This window comes from Planosporangium spinosum (assembly GCF_049999945.1).
Lineage (GTDB): Bacteria > Actinomycetota > Actinomycetes > Mycobacteriales > Micromonosporaceae > Planosporangium > Planosporangium spinosum.
Genome location: NZ_JBLYUB010000004.1, coordinates 46,872 through 65,336 on the forward strand (window position 1 = coordinate 46,872; position 18,465 = coordinate 65,336).

General features: G+C 72.6%; 15 protein-coding genes and 2 tRNA genes. 10 read left to right on the forward strand and 7 right to left on the reverse strand.

Annotation, left to right across the window (positions count from 1 at the left end; translation table 11 throughout):
• Positions 1 to 408: 408 nt before the first annotated feature.
• Entirely contained in the window at positions 409 to 2,010 is a 1,602-nt protein-coding gene (gene cimA, locus ACNTMW_RS06875) for a citramalate synthase (protein ID WP_426632564.1), read from the forward strand.
• A gap of 3 nt (positions 2,011 to 2,013) precedes the next feature.
• On the opposite strand, the gene ACNTMW_RS06880 is transcribed toward cimA, so the two are convergent.
• Positions 2,014 to 3,030 (reverse strand): endonuclease/exonuclease/phosphatase family protein, encoded by a 1,017-nt coding sequence (locus ACNTMW_RS06880; RefSeq protein WP_426632565.1) that lies wholly within the window; start codon positions 3,028 to 3,030, stop codon positions 2,014 to 2,016.
• A gap of 63 nt (positions 3,031 to 3,093) precedes the next feature.
• On the opposite strand from ACNTMW_RS06880, the gene nfi reads away from it, so the two are divergent.
• A complete protein-coding gene (nfi, locus tag ACNTMW_RS06885; protein ID WP_426632566.1) occupies positions 3,094 to 3,762 on the forward strand; it encodes a deoxyribonuclease V in 669 nt (222 codons plus the stop codon).
• A 62-nt stretch (positions 3,763 to 3,824) separates the two neighbouring features.
• Here nfi and ACNTMW_RS06890 read toward each other — a convergent pair whose 3' ends face one another.
• The 3 genes from ACNTMW_RS06890 to ACNTMW_RS06900 all read right to left on the reverse strand — a co-directional run bounded on the left by ACNTMW_RS06890 (position 3,825) and on the right by ACNTMW_RS06900 (position 9,925).
• On the reverse strand, positions 3,825 to 4,088 hold the full coding sequence (locus ACNTMW_RS06890; RefSeq protein WP_426632567.1) for a hypothetical protein: 264 nt from the start codon (positions 4,086 to 4,088) through the stop codon (positions 3,825 to 3,827).
• A gap of 271 nt (positions 4,089 to 4,359) precedes the next feature.
• Positions 4,360 to 7,101, reverse strand: coding sequence for a helix-turn-helix transcriptional regulator (locus ACNTMW_RS06895; RefSeq protein ID WP_426632568.1), 2,742 nt, complete (start codon positions 7,099 to 7,101; stop codon positions 4,360 to 4,362).
• Positions 7,102 to 7,108: 7 nt separating this feature from the next.
• Positions 7,109 to 9,925: an ATP-binding protein gene (locus ACNTMW_RS06900; protein WP_426632569.1), complete on the reverse strand. Its 2,817-nt coding sequence runs from the start codon at positions 9,923 to 9,925 to the stop codon at positions 7,109 to 7,111.
• A 219-nt stretch (positions 9,926 to 10,144) separates the two neighbouring features.
• On the opposite strand from ACNTMW_RS06900, the gene ACNTMW_RS06905 reads away from it, so the two are divergent.
• Positions 10,145 to 10,891 (forward strand): hypothetical protein, encoded by a 747-nt coding sequence (locus ACNTMW_RS06905; protein WP_426632570.1) that lies wholly within the window; start codon positions 10,145 to 10,147, stop codon positions 10,889 to 10,891.
• Here the strand turns inward: ACNTMW_RS06905 and ACNTMW_RS06910 are convergent.
• The gene (locus ACNTMW_RS06910) at positions 10,875 to 11,732 is read right to left on the reverse strand and encodes a 3-methyladenine DNA glycosylase (RefSeq protein WP_426632571.1); all 858 of its coding nucleotides are present in this window, start codon (positions 11,730 to 11,732) and stop codon (positions 10,875 to 10,877) included. The two genes, ACNTMW_RS06905 and ACNTMW_RS06910, sit on opposite strands and share 17 nt — an antisense overlap.
• 124 nt (positions 11,733 to 11,856) lie before the next feature.
• Between ACNTMW_RS06910 and ACNTMW_RS06915 the strand changes: the two genes are divergently transcribed.
• Positions 11,857 to 12,675: a shikimate 5-dehydrogenase gene (locus ACNTMW_RS06915; protein ID WP_426632572.1), complete on the forward strand. Its 819-nt coding sequence runs from the start codon at positions 11,857 to 11,859 to the stop codon at positions 12,673 to 12,675.
• Positions 12,676 to 12,870: 195 nt separating this feature from the next.
• Here the strand turns inward: ACNTMW_RS06915 and ACNTMW_RS06920 are convergent, their stop codons facing one another.
• Complete coding sequence (locus ACNTMW_RS06920; protein ID WP_426632573.1) at positions 12,871 to 13,083, reverse strand: hypothetical protein; 213 nt, start codon at positions 13,081 to 13,083, stop codon at positions 12,871 to 12,873.
• Between the two features lie 148 nt (positions 13,084 to 13,231).
• Between ACNTMW_RS06920 and ACNTMW_RS06925 the strand changes: the two genes are divergently transcribed.
• The 3 genes from ACNTMW_RS06925 (at position 13,232) to ACNTMW_RS06935 (ending at position 14,305) form a co-directional block, all read left to right on the forward strand.
• On the forward strand, positions 13,232 to 14,047 hold the full coding sequence (locus tag ACNTMW_RS06925; protein ID WP_426632574.1) for a fumarylacetoacetate hydrolase family protein: 816 nt from the start codon (positions 13,232 to 13,234) through the stop codon (positions 14,045 to 14,047).
• A gap of 86 nt (positions 14,048 to 14,133) precedes the next feature.
• Positions 14,134 to 14,205: transfer RNA gene (locus tag ACNTMW_RS06930), tRNA-Gln, on the forward strand.
• Positions 14,206 to 14,232: 27 nt separating this feature from the next.
• Positions 14,233 to 14,305 (forward strand) — tRNA-Glu (locus tag ACNTMW_RS06935).
• Positions 14,306 to 14,741: 436 nt separating this feature from the next.
• Here the strand turns inward: ACNTMW_RS06935 and ACNTMW_RS06940 are convergent.
• Entirely contained in the window at positions 14,742 to 15,428 is a 687-nt protein-coding gene (locus ACNTMW_RS06940; RefSeq protein WP_426632844.1) for an IclR family transcriptional regulator, read from the reverse strand.
• Between the two features lie 49 nt (positions 15,429 to 15,477).
• Here ACNTMW_RS06940 and leuC point away from each other — a divergent pair, with 49 nt between their 5' ends.
• The 3 genes from leuC to ACNTMW_RS06955 all read left to right on the forward strand — a co-directional run bounded on the left by leuC (position 15,478) and on the right by ACNTMW_RS06955 (position 18,379).
• Positions 15,478 to 16,887 carry a 3-isopropylmalate dehydratase large subunit gene (gene leuC / locus ACNTMW_RS06945; protein ID WP_426632575.1) on the forward strand — a complete coding sequence of 470 codons (1,410 nt, stop codon included), beginning with the start codon at positions 15,478 to 15,480 and terminating at the stop codon, positions 16,885 to 16,887.
• Between the two features lie 10 nt (positions 16,888 to 16,897).
• Entirely contained in the window at positions 16,898 to 17,485 is a 588-nt protein-coding gene (gene leuD, locus ACNTMW_RS06950; protein WP_426632576.1) for a 3-isopropylmalate dehydratase small subunit, read from the forward strand.
• A gap of 156 nt (positions 17,486 to 17,641) precedes the next feature.
• Positions 17,642 to 18,379, forward strand: a complete 738-nt coding sequence (locus tag ACNTMW_RS06955; protein ID WP_426632845.1) for an HU family DNA-binding protein — start codon at positions 17,642 to 17,644, stop codon at positions 18,377 to 18,379.
• Positions 18,380 to 18,465 lie beyond the last annotated feature (86 nt).

Consider the following 18,465-nt stretch of genomic DNA (forward strand, 5'->3'; position numbering starts at 1 on the left):
CCAAGCCGGACCGGGACGAGCGCTGACCGCCCGCCAGCGGGCCGTCTCCGCCGTCGGTGGGTGCGGCCCGCTGACCGCCTGTCGTCACATCCGGTAGCTCAGGTGAACCACGCCTGTCGCCGACGGGTACCTCGCCATGCCGGTGGTACCCGTCGGCGGATCACCGTGCGCCATGGTCGCTTCGCGCACCGTTCTCGTGCGGCTACACTATGAAGTCGGGCACTCTGCGCTCCCGATATTCGGAAAGTACTTCCACGATGTAGGCGTACGTGGCAGTGTACGAAGCGTGACCGCAGTCCCCGCCGTCCTGATTATTGGCCCCTAGCGCGCCCGGCACACCGACGCCGAGCGCGCAGACCTCTCGCATCCGCGGGGGGTCTTTTTCGTTGTGGAGAGGCTGGAGAATCAATGCAGGTATACGACACCACGCTGCGCGACGGGGCCCAGCGGGAAGGCATCAGCTACTCGGTGGTCGACAAGCTCGCGGTGGCGCGGCTACTCGACGACTTCGGTGTCGGGTTCATCGAAGGCGGCTGGCCGGGAGCCCTCCCCAAGGACACCGAGTTCTTCCGACGAGCCCGTACCGAGCTCAACCTCAGACACGCGCAGTTCGTCGCGTTCGGCGCGACCCGCAAGGCCGACACGGCGGTCGGCTCCGACCCCCAGGTCCGGGCGCTGCTCGACGCCGAGACGCCGGTCGTGACCCTGGTGGCCAAGTCGGACGTGCGCCACGTGGAGCGCGCGCTGCGCACCAGCCTGCGGGAGAACCTGGCGATGGTCCACGACACCGTCGCCCACCTCGTCGCCGAGGGGCGACGGGTGTTCCTCGACTGCGAGCACTTCTTCGACGGGTACCTCGTCGACCCGGACTACGCCACCGAGGTCGCCGCGACCGCCATCGCGGCGGGCGCCGAGGCCGCGGTCATGTGCGACACCAACGGCGGCATGCTGCCGTCGCGGGTCACCCGCGTGGTGGGCGAGGTGACCGGACGGCTCGCGTCCCGGCTGGGCGTCAGCGCCGACGAGGCGGTCGCCAGGCTCGGCATCCACTGCCAGAACGACACCGGCTGCGCGGTCGCGAACACGGTCGTCGCGGTCGAGGCGGGCGTGCCGCACTTCCAGTGCACCGCCAACGGGTACGGCGAGCGCGCCGGCAACGCCGACCTCTTCGCGGTCGTCGGGAACCTGCAGCTCAAGCTCGGACTGCCGGTCCTGCCGGAGGGCTGCCTGGACCAGATGGTGCGTGTCTCGCACGCCATCGCGGAGATCGCCAACATCGCACCCGACACCCACCAGGCCTATGTCGGGTCGTCGTCCTTCGCCCACAAGGCGGGGCTGCACGCGAGTGCGATCAAGGTCGACCCCCTGCTGTACAACCACGTCGAGCCGGAGGTCGTCGGCAACGACATGCGCATCCTGGTCACCGAGATGGCCGGCCGGGCGAGTGTCGAGCTGAAGGCCCGGGAGCTGGGCATCGACCTCGGCGACCACCCCGAGGCGCTCACCCGGGTGACGGCGAGGATCAAGGAGCTGGAGGCCGGCGGCTGGTCGTTCGAGGCCGCCGACGCGTCGTTCGAGCTGCTGGTCCGCGCCGAGCTGAACGGTGCGGTGACCCGCCCGTTCGCCCTGGAGAGCTACCGGGTCCAGGTCGAGCACCGCGAGGACGGCGCCGTGGTCAGCGAGGCCACGGTCAAGGTCCGGGTACGCGGGGAGCGGGTCATCGCCACCGCGGAGGGCAACGGCCCGGTCAACGCCCTCGACGAGGCGCTGCGGGCCGCCCTGGCCAAGCACTACCCGGAGCTGAAGAGCTTCGAGCTGGCCGACTTCAAGGTGCGCATCCTCGAAGGCAGCCACGGCACGGGCGCGGTGACCCGGGTACTGCTGGAGACGGCCGGTGGCACCGGTGACTGGACCACGGTCGGGGTGCACGAGAACGTCGTCGAGGCGAGCTGGCACGCCCTCGTCGACGCGCTCAGCTACGGCCTGTCCCAGCAGCACCAGTCGGTGTGACGATCATGAACGCGGTAGGACGAGTTCGGTGAAGATCGCGCGGTGGTCGGTGGCGGGTACGGTGTGGGCGGCGTACCGCGTCACGCCGACCCGGCGATCGACCAGGACGTGGTCGATCGTCACGCCGGGGATCCACCGCCGCTCGTCGTACGGCCAGCTCGCGGTGAACCCGTCGCCGGTCGCGGCGGCGGCGTCCCGGTAACCGGACGCGATCAGCCGGCGCAGCCGTACGTGGTCGAGGGTGGCGTTGAAGTCGCCGATCAGCACCCGGACCGTCCCGTCGCGGCTGGCCCGCGGCTCGGCCGTCAGGTCGATGCGGGAACAGTCCGGCGGTAGCGGCGCACAGGGGTGCGCCGACTCCAGGGCGACCTCCCGGGCGCCCGGCACCTGGATCGTCGCGGCCGCCTGGGTGAAGCCGGACGGGAGGGTACGCAGGCCGTCGTCGCGCAGTGGGAACCGGCTGAACAGCCCCGAGCCGCCGGCTCCGGGCTGCGGGTAGGAGACCCGGTGGGGCAGCAGCTCCGCCAACCCGGCCGCGTCGAGGGCCTGCTCCGCCTCCGGTGTGAACTCCTGTACCGCGAGTACCTGCACGCCCTGGTCGCGTACCAGCCGTACGATCGTCGCGGCGTCAGCGGCCCCGATCATCATGTTGGAACTCAGCACCCGCAGTCGGGGCCCGTCCGCCGCACCGCCGCCGGTGGCGAAGCCCCGGGGCAGTACGCACACCAGCAGCGTGATGGCCACTCCGGCCGCCACCCCGGCCGCCCACCATGACCGCAGCGCGCACGCCAGGCCGGTCACCACGACCGTGCCGCCGGCGACGTACGGGGTGAACGCGATCAGCGGGTACAGCGGGCCGCCCAGGTGGTCGAGGCCGAACACCCGGACCGCCGCCCACGCGGCGCAGCCGGCCACCGCGAACCACAGGGCGACGTGCAGGCCGGTGTGGACGGGGCTGGCGGAGTCGCGTGCGGTGGCGGCCGGGGCGAGCGTCGTCATTCCGGTCAATCTAGCGGTCATGGCCAAGGCACCTGCCCATCTCCACCCGATCATCACCATCTCTGCACCGCGTAGGGTGCGGTGATGGACCGGTGGCCGATGACCGCCGCCGAGGCGGAGGCCGTCCAGGACCGGCTGCGCCCGCGGGTACGCCCGGGCGGTGAGCCGCTGCGGCCGCGTACCGTCGCCGGGCTGGACGTGTCCTACGCGACCGGCTCCGACCGGCTGGCCGCCGCCGTGGTGGTCCTCGACGCCGACACGCTGGAGGTGGTCGAGGCGTCGGTGGTCGACGGCACCGCCGCGTTCGACTACGTACCCGGGCTGCTGGCCTTCCGTGAGATCCCGTCCCTGCTCACCGCGCTGGACCGGCTGGCGGTCACGCCGGACGTACTGGTCTGCGACGGGTACGGGGTGGCGCATCCGCGCCGGTTCGGGCTGGCCTGCCATCTCGGTGTGCTCACCGACCTGCCGGCGATCGGGGTGGCGAAGACCCCGTTCACCTGGGCGTACGAGCCGCCGGGACAGCGGCGCGGCGACTGGTCCCCGCTGGTCGGCGACGGGGAGGAGCTGGGCCGGGTGCTGCGGACCCGCGACGGTGTCAGGCCCGTCTTCGTCTCCACCGGCCACCGGGTCACCCTCGGTTCGGCCTGCGACCTGGTGCTCCGGCTGTGCCCGCGGTACCGGTTGCCGGAGACTACCCGGCTGGCCGACCGGCTCTCGCGGCACCGGCTGGCGCGGGTTCCGGCCGGGTAGCGGCGCGTACACGCGGGACAGTCGGGCGTCCCGGCCGGCGGGGTGGCGGGCCCGCCGGCCGGTCAGTGCCGCAGTGGCAGCCGGTTCAGGCGGGCGCGGCCGCTCAGGAACCGGCGCTGGTTGGGCATCTGGGGCGGGGCTTCGGTCACCGGCAGTCCGTACGCCGCGAGCGTGTTGGCGGCGTTGTTCGCGGCGTCGCAGGGACAGTCGCACCCGCACGCCGCGCAGCGGCCGGTCTCCCGCTGGATGCGGTGGCGCGCGAGGGTCATCTTGGCGCTGGTGACCCGGATGCCGACCTCGTGGGGGGAGTTTGGTGCGGTGGTCATTGGTGTACTCCTGGATCGGCCCGTGCTGACATCGAACAGCGAACCCCCGTCCCCGTACGTTCGCGCTTCCGATGGTCTTGAAACAACCGCCATGTGACCCGAGTCGGCACGATTGGCGCTCGCCAGGAGCGCGGACGGTGACGCGCACAATGGGCCGGTACCCCGGTTTACCGCACCGTGCACCGGGCAGCCAGCCGGGTTGAGCCGCCGCGAACGCCACCGGCGGGGTGCCACGCGCCCGGCGGGGTGCCGCCATCGGGTGCGGCGGGCGCTACCGGGCGCCGTTCTCGTACGCGCTGACCGCCAACTCGACCCGGGAACTGAGTCCCAGCTTGGCGAGGATGTGCGAGACGTGGTTGCGCACGGTGCGCCGCGACAGGTACAGCTCGGCGGCGATGTCCGGATTGGACCGACCGGCGACGACGAGGGTGACGATCCGGCGTTCGGTGTTGGTCAGCGCGTCCCAGCCCGTCTTCGGCCGCCGCCGCGCATACCGGCGCCGGATGCCGGCGCTGCGCAGCCGTGCCTGCGCCCGGTCGGCGTCCCAGGTGGCGCCGAGCCGTTCGTAACACCCGACCGCCGAGTCCAGGGCGGACCGGGCCCGCACCGGGTTGCCGGCGGCCAACGCGACGGCGGCCTCCTCGTAGGCGTACCCCTCGTACAGCGGCCGGCCGCCCTCGGCGAACGCCTCCGCCGCGGCGAGCAGCAGGGTCGGGTCCACCCCGGCGACCCCGCGGCACAGCGCGACGGTCGCCCGTACGTGCGCGGCGCCGTGGTGCGCGGTGATCCGCTCGACGGTCTCGGCGACGGTCCGCGCCCGTACGCGCTCCCCGGTACCGGCGGCCAGCCGCGCCACGTCGGCGGCCAGGCAGGTGCGTGCCGGTTCCCGGGTCCACGCGTCGAACAGGGCCTGCAACGCCCGCTCCGGGTCGCCCTCGCGTTCCCACGCCAGGGCCCGCGCCGCCCGGCGCAGCCAGCCCCAGTGCGGGTTCGCGTCGGGTCGGACCAGCGCCTCCGCGTACGTGTCCGGTTCGCCGCGGTGGATCGCGATCAGGGCGGCCTGGCTGTGCAGCCCCTCCGCCACGCCCAGGCAGTCGGCCGCGCCGAGTCCGGCCCGGATCTCGGCCAGCGCATCGTCCCACCGGCCGTGCAGGTAGTTGGCTCGCGCGCCGGCCAGGTGGTGCCAGGTGAGGAAGGTCCGGCCGCCGTGCCCGCCGCCCGCCCGCCCGTCGCCGCAGGCGGCGTCGGCCTCGGTGAACCGGTCCAGTTCGGTCAGGCAGAGCGCCCGGATCAGGTGCGGGGCGAACGGGTGGTCGGGCTGGACCTGGTCACCGCCGAGCGCCGCGACGGCCCGATCGGCGAGGTCGAGCGCCTCCCCGGGCCGCTGGCGGGCCAGCCGGGCGCCGGCGCGCACCGTCAGGGCGTGCGCGGTGCCGTAGCCGTCGGATGTGGGACCGGCCCGGTCGACGGCGGCCTCGGCGGCCGTCACACGCCCGGACAGCAGCAGGCACAGCGCGGCCAGGCCGTGGAAGCGGGCCGCCTCGCCGGCGGGTAGGCGGATGGTCGCGAGGACCTCCTCGGCGACCGCGTGGGCGCTGTCGACCCGGCCGCTCTGCAGGTGGGCCTGTGCCAGCAGCCACCGCAGCGCCACCTCCCGGGGGTCCGCCGGCGGTACGGTGTCGCCGGCCGGCGGTGCGGTGCCGGTGCGCTCCGCCGGCGGTACGGTGTCGCCGGCCGGCAGGGCCGCCTGGGCGGCGCGCTGCGCCTCGACCGGGCGCCCGGCCCACAGCAGGGCCCGGGCGTACTGCACCCGCAGGATCTCCGGGGCGTCCGCGGTGCGCTGCGCCAGCGTCCGCTCCAGCAGCGGTGTGGCCAGTTCCGGGGCGCGTGCGACCAGGGCCTCCGCCGTCCGGGCGAGCCAGTCCACCAGGTCCGGGGCCAGATCGGTGGCGGTGGTCAGGTACCGGGCGACTCGTTCCACCCGGGCACCCGCGGTCGCGAGCGCCCGGCCGGCGCGCAACCGCAGCGCCTCCGCGGCGTCCGCGGAGACGTCGCCGGTCAGGACCCGCCGCACCACGTCGTGGCGGAAGACCAGTTGGCCACCGGCGTCGACGAGCAGGCCCGCCGCCACCGCCTCGCTGACCGGCTGCCACAGCGAGATCACCGGCTGGCCGAGGACGGCCGCCAGTTCGGTCAGGTCGAAGCCGGGGCCCAGGACGGCCGCGGCCCGCACCATGTCGCGGGTGCCCGGCGACAGCTCCTCGATCCGCTGCCGTACCAGGTCGAGCACGGTACCGGGGAGGGCCGGGCGGACGGTACCGCCGCGCAGCCCGGCCACCCCGCCGGTGACCTCGATGCGCCCGGAGCGGGCCAACGCGCCCAGCAGTTCCATGGCGTAGCGCGGGTTCCCGCCGGCTCCCGCGAGTACGTTGCGCAGGTCCGGCCCGGGCGGCGCGCCCAGCAGTCCGCCGGCGAGCGTACCGACATCCTTTTCGGACAGTGCGGCCAGCGTCATCCGCTCCGCGCCCCGGCGCTGCAGGCCGCGCAGCAGCGCCTCGACCCGCTTGTCGCGCGGCGCCGACCGGTACGCGGCGACGAGCAGCAACCGGCGGTCGCCGGCGTTACGGCCGAGCCGCCCGAGCAGCACCAGGCTCGACGGGTCGGCCCACTGGAGGTCGTCGACGAGCACGACCACCGGCGACGCCGCGCACCAGCCGTCGACGCGGTTCAGCACCGCCTCGGTGACGGCGAAGTCCCCGCCCGCCGGTTCCCCGTCCAACCAGGACCGGACCGTCGCGAACGGCGGCGCCGGGTCGGCCGGGATGCCTTGGCCGCGCAGGATCCGGGCGCCGGCCCGGCGCGCCTCGGCGGCGGCGACGGCGAGCAGGGCACTCCGGCCGATCCCGGGCTCGCCGTCGACGAGCAGGATCGCGCCCCGGCCGGTGGCCGTGCGGCGGACCAGTCTCCGCAGGTGCGCGGTCTCCTTCTCGCGCCCCACGAGGGTTGTGCGCATCCGGTACCTACCCGTGGTCGAGGACCTCCCGGGCGATGTCCACCCGCGAGTGCGCCTTGAGTTTGCCGAGGATGCTGGACACGTGCGATTGGACGGTGCGCCGTGACAGCAGCAGCTCGCCAGCGATGTCCGGATTGGACATACCCTGCGCCACCAGCCGCGCGATCGTCACCTCGGTCGGGGAGAGCGCGGCCCAGCCGTGCGCGGGCCGCCGGCGCGGACCCCGCGCGCCCCACCGGATGCCGAACGGGCGGAGGCTGGCGGTGGCCCGGCGGGTGTCCCAGCGGGCGCCCAGCCGCGCGTACACCTCCATGGCCGGCGCCAGCGCCGATTTCGCGGCTCGGCGGTCACCCCGTCGGGCCAGCAGGACGGCGACGTCCTCGCAGGTGCGGGCGTACTCGACCACCCGGCCGCGCTGGCGCAGGTAGCGGCCGACCTTCGTGAGCAGGTCGGGGTCGCCGTGCAACAGCCCGTGGCAGCGCTCCAGCGCGGCCAGTCGACCGGGGATCATCTGGCCCGGGTCACGGACGCACCGGTCGGTCGCCTCCCATGCGGTGGCCAGGTCGCCGACGGCCAGCGCCGCCCGGACGACGTCCGGCATCGGGGTGTGGCGCTCCATCCGCGCGTAGCGCGGGTCGAGCAGTTCCCGCCACGCCCGTACCGCGTCCTCGGGGCGGCCGTCGCGTTCGGCGAGCATCGCGCGGGCGGCGATCAGGAATCCGCGGTTGGCCACGTCGAACGCACTCTCGCTCGGCGGGTCGGGGAAGGCGTCCAGCCGTGCGGCAGCCGCGGCCCGGTCGTCGCGGTGGCAGGCGATGAGCGCGGCGATGCCGGCCGCGATGAGGGCGACCCGCGGGTTGTCGGGCAGGTCCTCGGCCGTGTCCAGCTCGACCAGGGCCTCGTCCCAGCGGCCGGTCCAGAAGTGCACGACCGAGGCGGGGGCGTGGAAGCGCGCCAGCCCGGCGTACCCGGTGCTCCGGTCGGCGAGGTCACTGGCGGCGGCGAGGGTGCGCTCCGCCTCGTCGAAGCGGTCGAGGATCGACAGCGCCAGCGCCCGGTTGCCCAGCAGCAGCAGCCGCAGCTCCAGGTGCTCCGTGCCGTCGGCGAGGACGTCCAGGGCCCGGTCCAGGTGGTCCAGCCGGGTCGGCTGGTCGCGGCGCATCAGGGCGGTCGTCGACAGGCTGAGCAGGCTGTAGCCGAGCGCGAGCCGGTCGCCCGAGGCGGTTGCCGAGACCAGGGCCGCGCGTGCGGCGGCCTCCGTCTTGTCGAGGTCGTCGACCGAGGTGGCGCGGATCCGTGCGGACATCGCCTCCAGCCGGTCCCGCCAGATCACCGGTACGAGCGCACCGCGCAGCCCCTGCCCGATCACCCGCAGCGCGTCGCCGGAGCGGCCGGCCCGCAGCAGCCGCTCACCGAGGATCCAGTGCATCTCGGCGGCCAGCGCCGGGTCGCGGGTGTGTGCGAGGACCTGCCGGGCCCGGGTCTCGGCGTCCCGGCCGAGCCGAAACAGTGTCCGCGCGTGCGCCCCGGCCAGTTCGTCCCAGTGCTCCGCCGCCGGGGGAAGCTGGCCGACCGCCCGGTCGAGCAGCTCCGCCGCGACCGCGGGTGCCCGGTCGATCAGCTCCGGCGCGGTGCGCACGAGCCAGTCGACGACCCAGCCGTCCACCGTGGCGCCGGCCCGCAGCAGCTGGGCGGCGACCCGCTCCGCCGCCGCGCCCCGGGCGGCCAGCGCCTGCGCCGCGTGCCGGTGCAGGGCCGACCGTACGACACCGGGCATCTCCTCGTACAGCGCCCGGCGGATCAGCGGGTGCCGGAACGACAGCCGGGTGCCGGGCGTCACCACACCGGCGGCCGCGGCCTCGGCGAACACCTCATGCAGGCCGTCCGGCGACTGTTGCAGGACGGTCGCCACGTCGTCGACCGGGAACTCGGTACCCAGCAGGGTGGCGACCCGCAGCGCGGTGGTGGCCTCGCCCGACAGGAAGCCCAGCCGCCCGGCGATGGCGGCCGCGAGCGTCGCCGGTACCCGGTGTGCCGCCTCGCCGACCAGTTCCGCGTGCCCGGTGCCGTCCATGGTCAGGGCGGCCTCGCGGCGCAGCGCGTCCACCAGCTCCCGCAGGTACAGCGGGTTGCCGGCGGCCTGCGCCGCCAGCGCGCGCAGCCGCGGCCCGGCGGGCGCGCCGGCGAGCCCGCCGACCAGTTCGGCCACCGCCGGTTCCGGCAGCGGGGCGAGCCGGACCAGCGTTCCCCGGCTGACGGCCGCCGTGCGCAACGGGTCCAGCCCGTCCCGGTGGGGTACCGGTCGGTACGCCCCGACCAGCAGCAGCGGGAGCTGCTCCACCGTGCGGGCCAGGCGCTGCCAGGCGAGCAGGCTCAGCTCGTCGGCCCACTGGAGGTCGTCGGTGACGATGACCAGGGGGCGGTCCGCGCAGAGCTTTTCCACCAGGGTCAGCACCCCGTCGACCACCGCGGCCAGCGGATCGCCGGTGGACACGAAGTCGCCCGCCGGGTCGCTCCGCAGGATCGCGGCGATCCCGGCCCGGCCGGGGTCGTCCGGCCGGCGCTCAATCTCCAGGCAGTCCAGCAGCAGCCGCAGCGGGATACCCGAGCTGAGCTCGTCAGCGGCGGCCCATCCGACCTCACAGCCGCGCCCCACGGCGTCGGCCAGACCGGCGCCCAGCAGGGCCGACTTGCCGATGCCGGGCTCGCCCTCGACCAGGACCAGACCGCCATGGCCGGAGGCGACGCCGATCAGGGCCGACCGGACGAACTCCACTTCGGAGTCCCGTCCGACGACCATGGCCGGCAGTGGCCCGGATGGCATGCACTTGAGCCTATTCCGATACCGTGGCGGCGCGACCGCAACGAGTTATCGATAGCCGTCGCGCATCGCAGGTCAGGGCTCCTACCTGCTGATTTCGTAACTCAGGCGCAACGGATTATCACTCAGCGCAACTTTGCCCATAGCGTGCACCTGCACTTGCATCAGCACGCGCCCGTCGCCGGGTCGGACGTGCGGCTCGGATCCGGCCACAATGGCGACGTGATCCGACCGCACCCGCGCTCCGGCGACGAGACGGTGGCGGCCCGCGCCGCCCGGTTGGAGAGGCTCGTCGGCAGGCTCGACCCGGCCAACCTGCCGGGCTGGCTGCGCCCGACCGGCGGAGAGCGGCGCTGGCCGGCCGCCGTCGCCATGCTGGGGGCGATCGGGCTGCAGGTCGCCCTTCCGGAGAACCTCGCGTCGACGCCGAGGTGGCTGCTGCCGCTGCTCGAATTCCTCTTGCTGGGCCTGCTGGTATTCATGAACCCGTTCCGGATCGACCGCGAGACGACGCTGCTGCGGATCGTCAGCATCACCCTGGTCGCCGTCGCGTCGGTGGCCAATGCCTGGTCGGCCGTGCTCCTGATCCGTCGGCTCGTGCACGGCGCGTTCTCGGACGCCGGCCCGCTGTTGTTCAACGGCGGCGCGGTCTGGATGACCAACGTGATCGTGTTCGCGCTCTGGTACTGGGAGGTCGACCGGGGCGGACCGGCTGCCCGGGCCAACGCCCGTGCGGACTACCCGGACTTCCTGTTCCCCCAGATGGCCACGCCGGAGCTGGCGCACCGCGACTGGGAGCCGCACTTCCTCGACTACCTGTACCTGTCGTTCACCAACGCCACGGCGTTCAGTCCGACGGACACGATGCCGCTGTCGCGCTCGGCGAAGCTGACCATGATGGTCCAGTCGGCGGTCTCGCTGCTGATCGTCGCGCTCGTGGTGGCGCGGGCGGTCAACATCCTGCGGTGACGTCCAGCAGTGACGCGGCCTGTACCAGGGCGGCCCGCAGCGGCGCCGCGCGCTCGGCGAACCCGCGCTGTGCGGCGGCGTACTCGGCGCGCCCCTCGGCCGTCTCGATCCGCACCGGCGGGTAACCGAGGGCGGCCAGGTCGTACGGGCTCGCCCGCATGTCCAGCACGCGGATGTCGCGGGCCAGCGCGAAGCAGTCCGCGATCAGCTCCGCGCCGGTGAGCGGGTACAGCTTGTAGGACCATTTGTACAGGTCCATGTTGGCGTGCAGGCAGCCCGGCTGCTCGTGCTCGGCCTGCGTTTCGCGGGTCGGGCGCAGCAGGTTCAGCGGCCGGGCCGGCGCGGTGAAGAACCGGTACGCGTCGAAGTGGCTGCACCGGATGCCGCGCTCCTCGACGACCCGGGCGATCCCGTCCGGCGGCAGGCGCAGCGGCCACGCGTTGTGCCGGACCTCGACCTGGGTCTGCCGGTAGACCATGGCCCACTCGTGGACACCGAAGCAGCCGAAGTGGGCCGTGCGGCCCGCGGTGGCGGTGAGCAGGTTCCGGATCCACCGCACCGACTCGCCGCGCTGCGCGCGGACCGCGTCGAGATCCACGCCGGCCGCGGCGTAGAACGGCCCCCACACGGCCGGGTCCGCGCCCTCGGCCACCACCCCGGGCCCCGGATGCCAGCGGCGCAGCTGCGCCGGCCGGTACGAGTAGTACGTGAAGAGGAAGTCCTCGACCGGATGCTTGATGCCGGCCCGGCGGCGGGCCAGGTGCGGGGTGATCCACCCGTCGACCCGCGACTCGTGCGCCGCCACGAGGGCGCGCCACTCCGCCTGGGCCAGAATCGTCACCCGCCAAGTGTGGCAGGTCGCAGCGGTGCCGGTCCCACCCTGTTGCTCAGGGCCGTCACCTGGGTGATTGGCTACCCTCTGGCGGGCTGGTAACCGGCCGCCGGACGAAAGGGTGTGGATCCACGTGGGCCGAGAGATCAACAAGGACACCGTGCTGTGCATGTCGCTGGCCGCCAGGCCGAGCAACCACGGGACGCGGTTCCACAACTTCCTGTACGACGAACTCGGCCTGAACTACGTCTACAAGGCGTTCACCACCACCGACCTGGCCGCCGCGATCGGCGGCATCCGGGCCCTGGGCATCCGCGGCTGCGGCGTCTCCATGCCGTACAAGGAGGAGTGCATCCGGTACGTCGACGCGATGGAGCCCTCCGCCGAGGCCATCCGGTCGGTGAACACGATCGTCAACACCGACGGTTACCTGCGCGCCTACAACACCGACTACATCGCGATCGCCACCCTGCTGGCCGAGCACGGGGTGGCGACGGACAGCGACTTCGCGGTCCTCGGCAGCGGCGGCATGGCCAAGGCAGTCGTCGCCGCGCTGCGTGACGGCGGGTTCGGCACGGGCACCGTCGTGGCGCGCAACGAGCAGACCGGCAAGACGCTGGCCGACCGGTACGGGTACACCTGGCGGCCGGCCCTGGGCCCGGCCCGGCCCCGGCTGATCGTCAACGCCACCCCGGTCGGCATGGCGGGCGGTCCCGTGGCCGAGGATCTGCCGGTCGACGCCGACGTCGTGGACGCCGCGGAGACCGTCTTCGACGTGGTCGCGATGCCGGTGCTGACCCCGCTCGTACGCCGGGGGCAGGCCCGAGGCAAGAAGGTCATCACCGGCGGCGAGGTGATCAGCCTCCAGGCGCTGGAGCAGTTCGCGCTCTACACGGGCGTCCGGCCCACCGTCGACCAGGTACGCCGGGCGTCGGAGTACGCCCGCTCGTAGGGCCGACCCCTCGGCGCGCGGCGCCCGTCGGTCGGGCCGGCGCCCGTCGGTCGGGCCGGCGACCGGGTCGGTCGGGACCACGATGATCCGCGCGTACGGTCCCCAGCCGCGGAACCGGACCGCCCCGATCACGCTCCACGGCACCCGGACCTCGCCGTGCTGCGCGGTCCCCACCGCCAAAGCGGTGGGGGATACCTACACCCGCCACGGTGTGCCGAACGTGCCACGGACTGCCAGAGCCATGGTCAGTACCCCGTACAACCCGCTCCCGATGCCGGCGGTCGGCGGTTCGCCGGAGATCAGCCACCAGGCCAGAGGCGCCGTCGCGTAGGCGGGCAGTAGCACCGGGACCGTCGCGGCGATCGCCCGGACACGGGAGCCGGTGAACACGACCGGCTCGTCGGGCACGGGAGCCGGTGAACACGACCGGCTCGTCGGGCACGGCGGACACGGCTGATCCGGGAGGGGTGCGGCGGGACGTGCCGGCTTGGTCCCACGGAAGGGCGAAGGGCCGGCGGGCGGTGTCCCGAGATCACGCAGCGGATAAATTGGCCAGATGCGTATCGCTCGTTTCGCCCACGCCGGTGGGATGTCGTTCGGAGTCGTCGAAGGTGAACCCGCGGCCGGCACGGAGGCGTTGACCGTGGCCCAGGTCGAGGGCCACCCGTTCGGGGAGATCCGGTTCACCGGGGAGCGCTGGGCGCTCGCCGACGTACGTCTATTGTCGCCCATCCTGCCGAGCAAGGTGGTCGCGATCGGCCGCAACTACGCCGAGCACGCCGCCGAATTCGGCAACGAGGTACCGGCCGAGCCGCTGATTTTCCTCAAGCCCACGACCTCCGTGATCGGCACCGGTGACGTGGTACGGCTGCCGGAGCAGTCCAAGCAGGTCGAGCACGAGGCCGAGCTCGCCGTGGTGATCGGTGCCTCGGGGGCCCGCCGCGCCGACCGGGCGGCCGCCGAACGGGCCATCTTCGGGTACACCTGCGCCAACGACGTGACCGCGCGTGATCTCCAGCGCAAGGACGTCCAGTTCACCCGGGCCAAGGGGTTCGACTCATTCTGTCCGCTCGGCCCGTGGATCGTCACCGGGGTTGACGCGTCCGACCTGGAGGTGCGCTGCGAGGTGCTGCCCGCCGGCTCACCGCCCGGCGCCGAGGCGGAGGTCCGCCAGCTCGGTCGGACCAGCCAGATGATCTTCGACCCGGTCACACTTGTGTCATATGTGTCACACGTGATGACGCTGCTGCCTGGCGACGTGATCCTCACCGGCACGCCGTCCGGTGTGGGGCCGATCGTGGACGGCGACACCGTCAACGTGACAATTTCGCAGGTGGGGACGCTGACGAACCGGGTTGTGGCGGTCGAGTAGCCGGGTCCGCCACGCCGATTCGGGGATCCGATTTGGCGGTGCGAATCGCGTCGGGTAATGTTCATCCCCGGTGCGGCAAGCACCGATGGGGTATGGGGTAATTGGCAGCCCAACGGATTCTGGCTCCGTTAGTCTAGGTTCGAGTCCTGGTACCCCAGCACTGTCGATGCTCGCATCGACGTCCTGGCCCCGTCGTCTAGCGGCCTAGGACGCCGCCCTCTCAAGGCGGTAGCGCCGGTTCGAATCCGGTCGGGGCTACAAGCAAGGCCCGCGCCACCCTCCGGGGTGGTGCGGGCCTTTTGCTGTGCCCGGGTGGAGTCGTGGGGCCGCTGTGGTTGCTGTGCCGTGCCCGGGTGGAGTCGCCGGGCCGCTGTGGTTGCTGTGCCCGGGTGGAGTCGCCGGGCCGCTGTGGTTGCTGTGCCCGGGTGGAGTCGTGGGGCCGCTGTGGTTGCTGTGCCGTGCCCGGGTGTGGGTTGCTGTGCCTCCGGTCGCTATCTGGCCGCCCGGGTGTCCGAACGCCCCGCGTTCCGCAACCTCAAGATCCGCGCAATGTCGCGAACATTGCTGTCTCGGCGACGGTGGTAGCAGCAATGTTCGCGACATTGCACGGATCTTGAGGGCGTGACGACGGCAGGGTGCGCGGCAACGGCGCGGGTGCGGGCGCGTGGTGGGCGGGCCGGCGCTGTGAGCTGGCTTACAGCCCCGACAGGCGCTGGCCGGCACGGACCACGGCCATCGCGTGCCGGTCGCCGGGCCGGCGTCCCAGGCGCTCGATCGGCCCGGAGATGCTGATCGCGGCGATCACCCGGCCGGTCCGGTCGCGGATCGGCGCTGAGACGCTCGCCACACCCGGCTCGCGCTCGGCGACGCTCTGTGCCCAGCCGCGGCGGCGTACCTCGGCCAGGGTGCGGCCGGTGAACTTGCAGCGGGGCAGCAGTGGCATCACGGCCTCGGGGGGCTCCCAGGCCAGTAACACCTGGGCGGCCGACCCCGCCGTCATCGGCAGGACAGAGCCGACCGGCACGGTGTCGCGCAGGCCGCTGGAGCGCTCGGCGGCCGCGACGCAGAGCCGCTCGTCTGCGCGGCGCAGGTAGAGCTGGGCGCTCTCGCCGGTGGTGTCCCGCAGTGCGGTCAGCATCGGCTCGGCGGCGGTCAGCAGGACGTCGGGGGCGGCGTTGGCGAGTTCGCCGAGCCGCGGCCCGGGCCGCCAGCGCCCCTGGGTGTCGCGGACGAGCATCCGGTGAATTTCCAGCGCCTGCGCGAGCCGATGTGCCGTGGCCCGGGGAAGCTTGGTGCGATCGACGAGTTCGGCCAGGCTGGCCCCGTCCACGCAGGCGGACAGGATGACCACCGCCTTGTCGAGTACGCCCACACCGCTCATACTGTGTCCCACGAACCGAAACTTACCTCCCAAACTTTAGGATGTCCAGATGCTGGGAGAAGCACCACGCACCCTGTCCGAGAAGGTGTGGGACGCGCACGTCGTCCGTTCGGCCGATGGCGAGCCCGACCTTCTGTACATCGATCTCCACCTGCTGCACGAGGTGACGAGTCCGCAGGCGTTCGACGGCCTGCGGGTGGCCGGTCGTCAGGTCCGCCGGCCCGATCTCACGCTCGCCACCGAGGACCACAACACGCCGACCGACAACCTGATCACGATCGCGGACCCGGTCAGCCGTACCCAGATCGAGACCCTGCGCAAGAACTGTGCCGAGTTCGGCGTCCGGCTGCACCCGCTCGGCGACGCCCAGCAGGGCATCGTGCACGTCATCGGGCCACAGCTGGGGGTGACCCAGCCCGGTATGACCATCGTCTGTGGCGATTCGCACACCGCCACCCATGGCGCGTTCGGCGCGCTCGCGTTCGGTATCGGTACCAGTGAGGTCGAGCACGTCCTGGCGACCCAGACGCTGCCGCAGCACAAGCCGAAGACCATGGCGGTCAACGTGACCGGCGAGCTGCCGGTCGGGGTGACCGCCAAGGACCTGATCCTCGCGCTCATCGCGAAGGTGGGCACCGGCGGCGGGCGCGGTCACATCGTCGAGTACCGCGGGCCGGCCATCGAGAAACTCTCGATGGAGGGCCGGATGACCATCTCGAACATGTCCATCGAGTGGGGCGCCAAGGCTGGCCTGATCGCGCCGGACGAGGTCACGTTCGCCTACCTCAAGGACCGCCCGCACGCGCCCAAGGGCGAGGACTGGGACCGCGCGGTGGAGTACTGGCGGTCCTTGCGTACCGACGAGGGCGCCACCTTCGACACCGAGGTGACCATCGACGCGAGCGCGGTCACCCCGTTCGTCACGTGGGGTACCAACCCCGGCCAGGGCGCGCCGCTCGACGCGGTCGTACCCGACCCGGCGAGCCTCACCGACGAGGTCGAGCGGACCGCCGCGGAGCGGGCCCTGGAGTACATGGACCTCCGGCCCGGAACGGCGCTGCGCGACGTCGCCGTGGACGTGGTGTTCCTCGGTTCGTGCACCAACGGCCGGATCGAGGACCTGCGCGCGGCGGCCGAGGTGCTGCGCGGGCGCAAGGTCGCCGACGGCGTACGGATGATGGTCGTCCCGGGGTCGGCCGCGGTGCGCGCGGCGGCCGAATCCGAGGGCCTGCACGAGGTCTTCACCGCCGCCGGTGCGGAGTGGCGCTTCGCCGGGTGCTCGATGTGCCTGGGGATGAACCCGGACACGCTCAAGCCGGGGCAGCGTTCGGCCTCCACCTCCAACCGTAACTTCGAGGGCCGGCAGGGCCGCGGTGGGCGTACCCACCTGGTGTCCCCGCCCGTCGCGGCCGCGACCGCGGTGACCGGACGGCTGACCGCACCCGCCGATCTGAGCTGAGGAAAAGAACATGGAGAAGTTCACCGTTCACAGCGGTACCGCGGTGCCGCTGCGCCGTTCCAATGTGGACACCGACCAAATCATCCCGGCGGAGTACCTGAAGCGGGTCACCAAGACCGGCTTCGCCGACGGTCTGTTCAACGCGTGGCGCGCGGATCCCGGTTTCGTGCTCAACAATCCGGCCCATGCCGGCGCCACGATCCTCGTCGCGGGCCCGGAGTTCGGCACCGGGTCATCGCGTGAACACGCCGTGTGGGCATTGCGGGACTGGGGATTCCGTGCCGTCATAGCGCCGCGATTCGGCGATATCTTCCGGGGTAACGCGCTCAAGGACGGCCTGCTGCCCGTGGAGCTTCCGGTCGACGCCGTGGCGGCACTCTGGGATGCCGTGGACACCGACCCGGCGCTGCCGGTGACCGTCGACCTCGAGGCCCGGGAAGTCCGTGCGGGTGGCAATGTCTGGGCTTTCCCGCTCGACGATTTCAGTCGTTGGCGGCTACTCGAAGGGCTCGACGACATCGGTCTCACGCTTCGCCATGAAGCCGCTGTGACGGCTTACGAACAGCGTCGTCCGGAGTGGATGCCGGCCGTCATCTAGGGCGCTGACAGGGGTTTGGCCGGTGGTCCATTTGGGTCACCGGCCACATCCGTTGCACCGCAATGATTTCTTTTTCCCAAACTGTTTGTATCCTGGCAGAGGAGTCCTATGTTGCGCGGCCGAAACAGACGCGCACTCCAGGTACAGGGGGAAATGGTGAACAAAGCGGAGCTCATCGATGCGCTGTCTGCTCGGTTGGGTGACAAGCGGGCCGCATCGCAGGCGCTGGACGCCGTGTTGACGGAGATCCAGCACGCCGTGACCAAGGGCGACAAGGTCGCCATCACGGGGTTCGGTGTGTTTGAAAAGAAGGTCCGCGCGGCCAGAACGGCGCGCAACCCACGCACCGGAGAGGCCGTGAAGGTCAAGAAGACGTCGGTGCCGGCGTTCCGGCCCGGCGCCGGATTCAAGGAACTGGTCGCCAGCGGCAAGCTGCCGAAGGCCGCCGCTGCGAAGAAGACCGCGGCCAAGGCGACCGCCGCCACCAAGGCAGCGCCGGCCACGAAGACCGCGGCCAAGGCGACCGCCGCCACCAAGGCAGCGCCGGCCACGAAGACCGCGGCCAAGGCGACCGCCGCGAAGACGGCCACCGCGAAGGCCACCAAGGCGGCCCCGGCCACGAAGACCGCGGCCAAGGCGACCGCCGCGAAGACGGCCACCGCCAAGGCCACCAAGGCGGCCCCGGCCACCAAGACGGCCAAGGCCACCAAGGCTGCGACGGCGACCACGGCGCGCAAGACGACCACGGCCAAGGCCACCACCGCCACCAAGGCGGCGACGAAGTCGACCCCGACCAAGTCGACCGCGGCCAAGGCCACCGCCGCGAAGACGGCCACCGCCAAGGCCACCAAGGCGGCGCCGGCCACGAAAAAGGCGGCCGCGAAGAAGCGCTGACCGTTACCGCGAGAAAAGGGCCGGGCACCATGCCCGGCCCTTTCTCATTTGTTCCGATGACTGTCTGTTAACGGGAGCGCGACGCG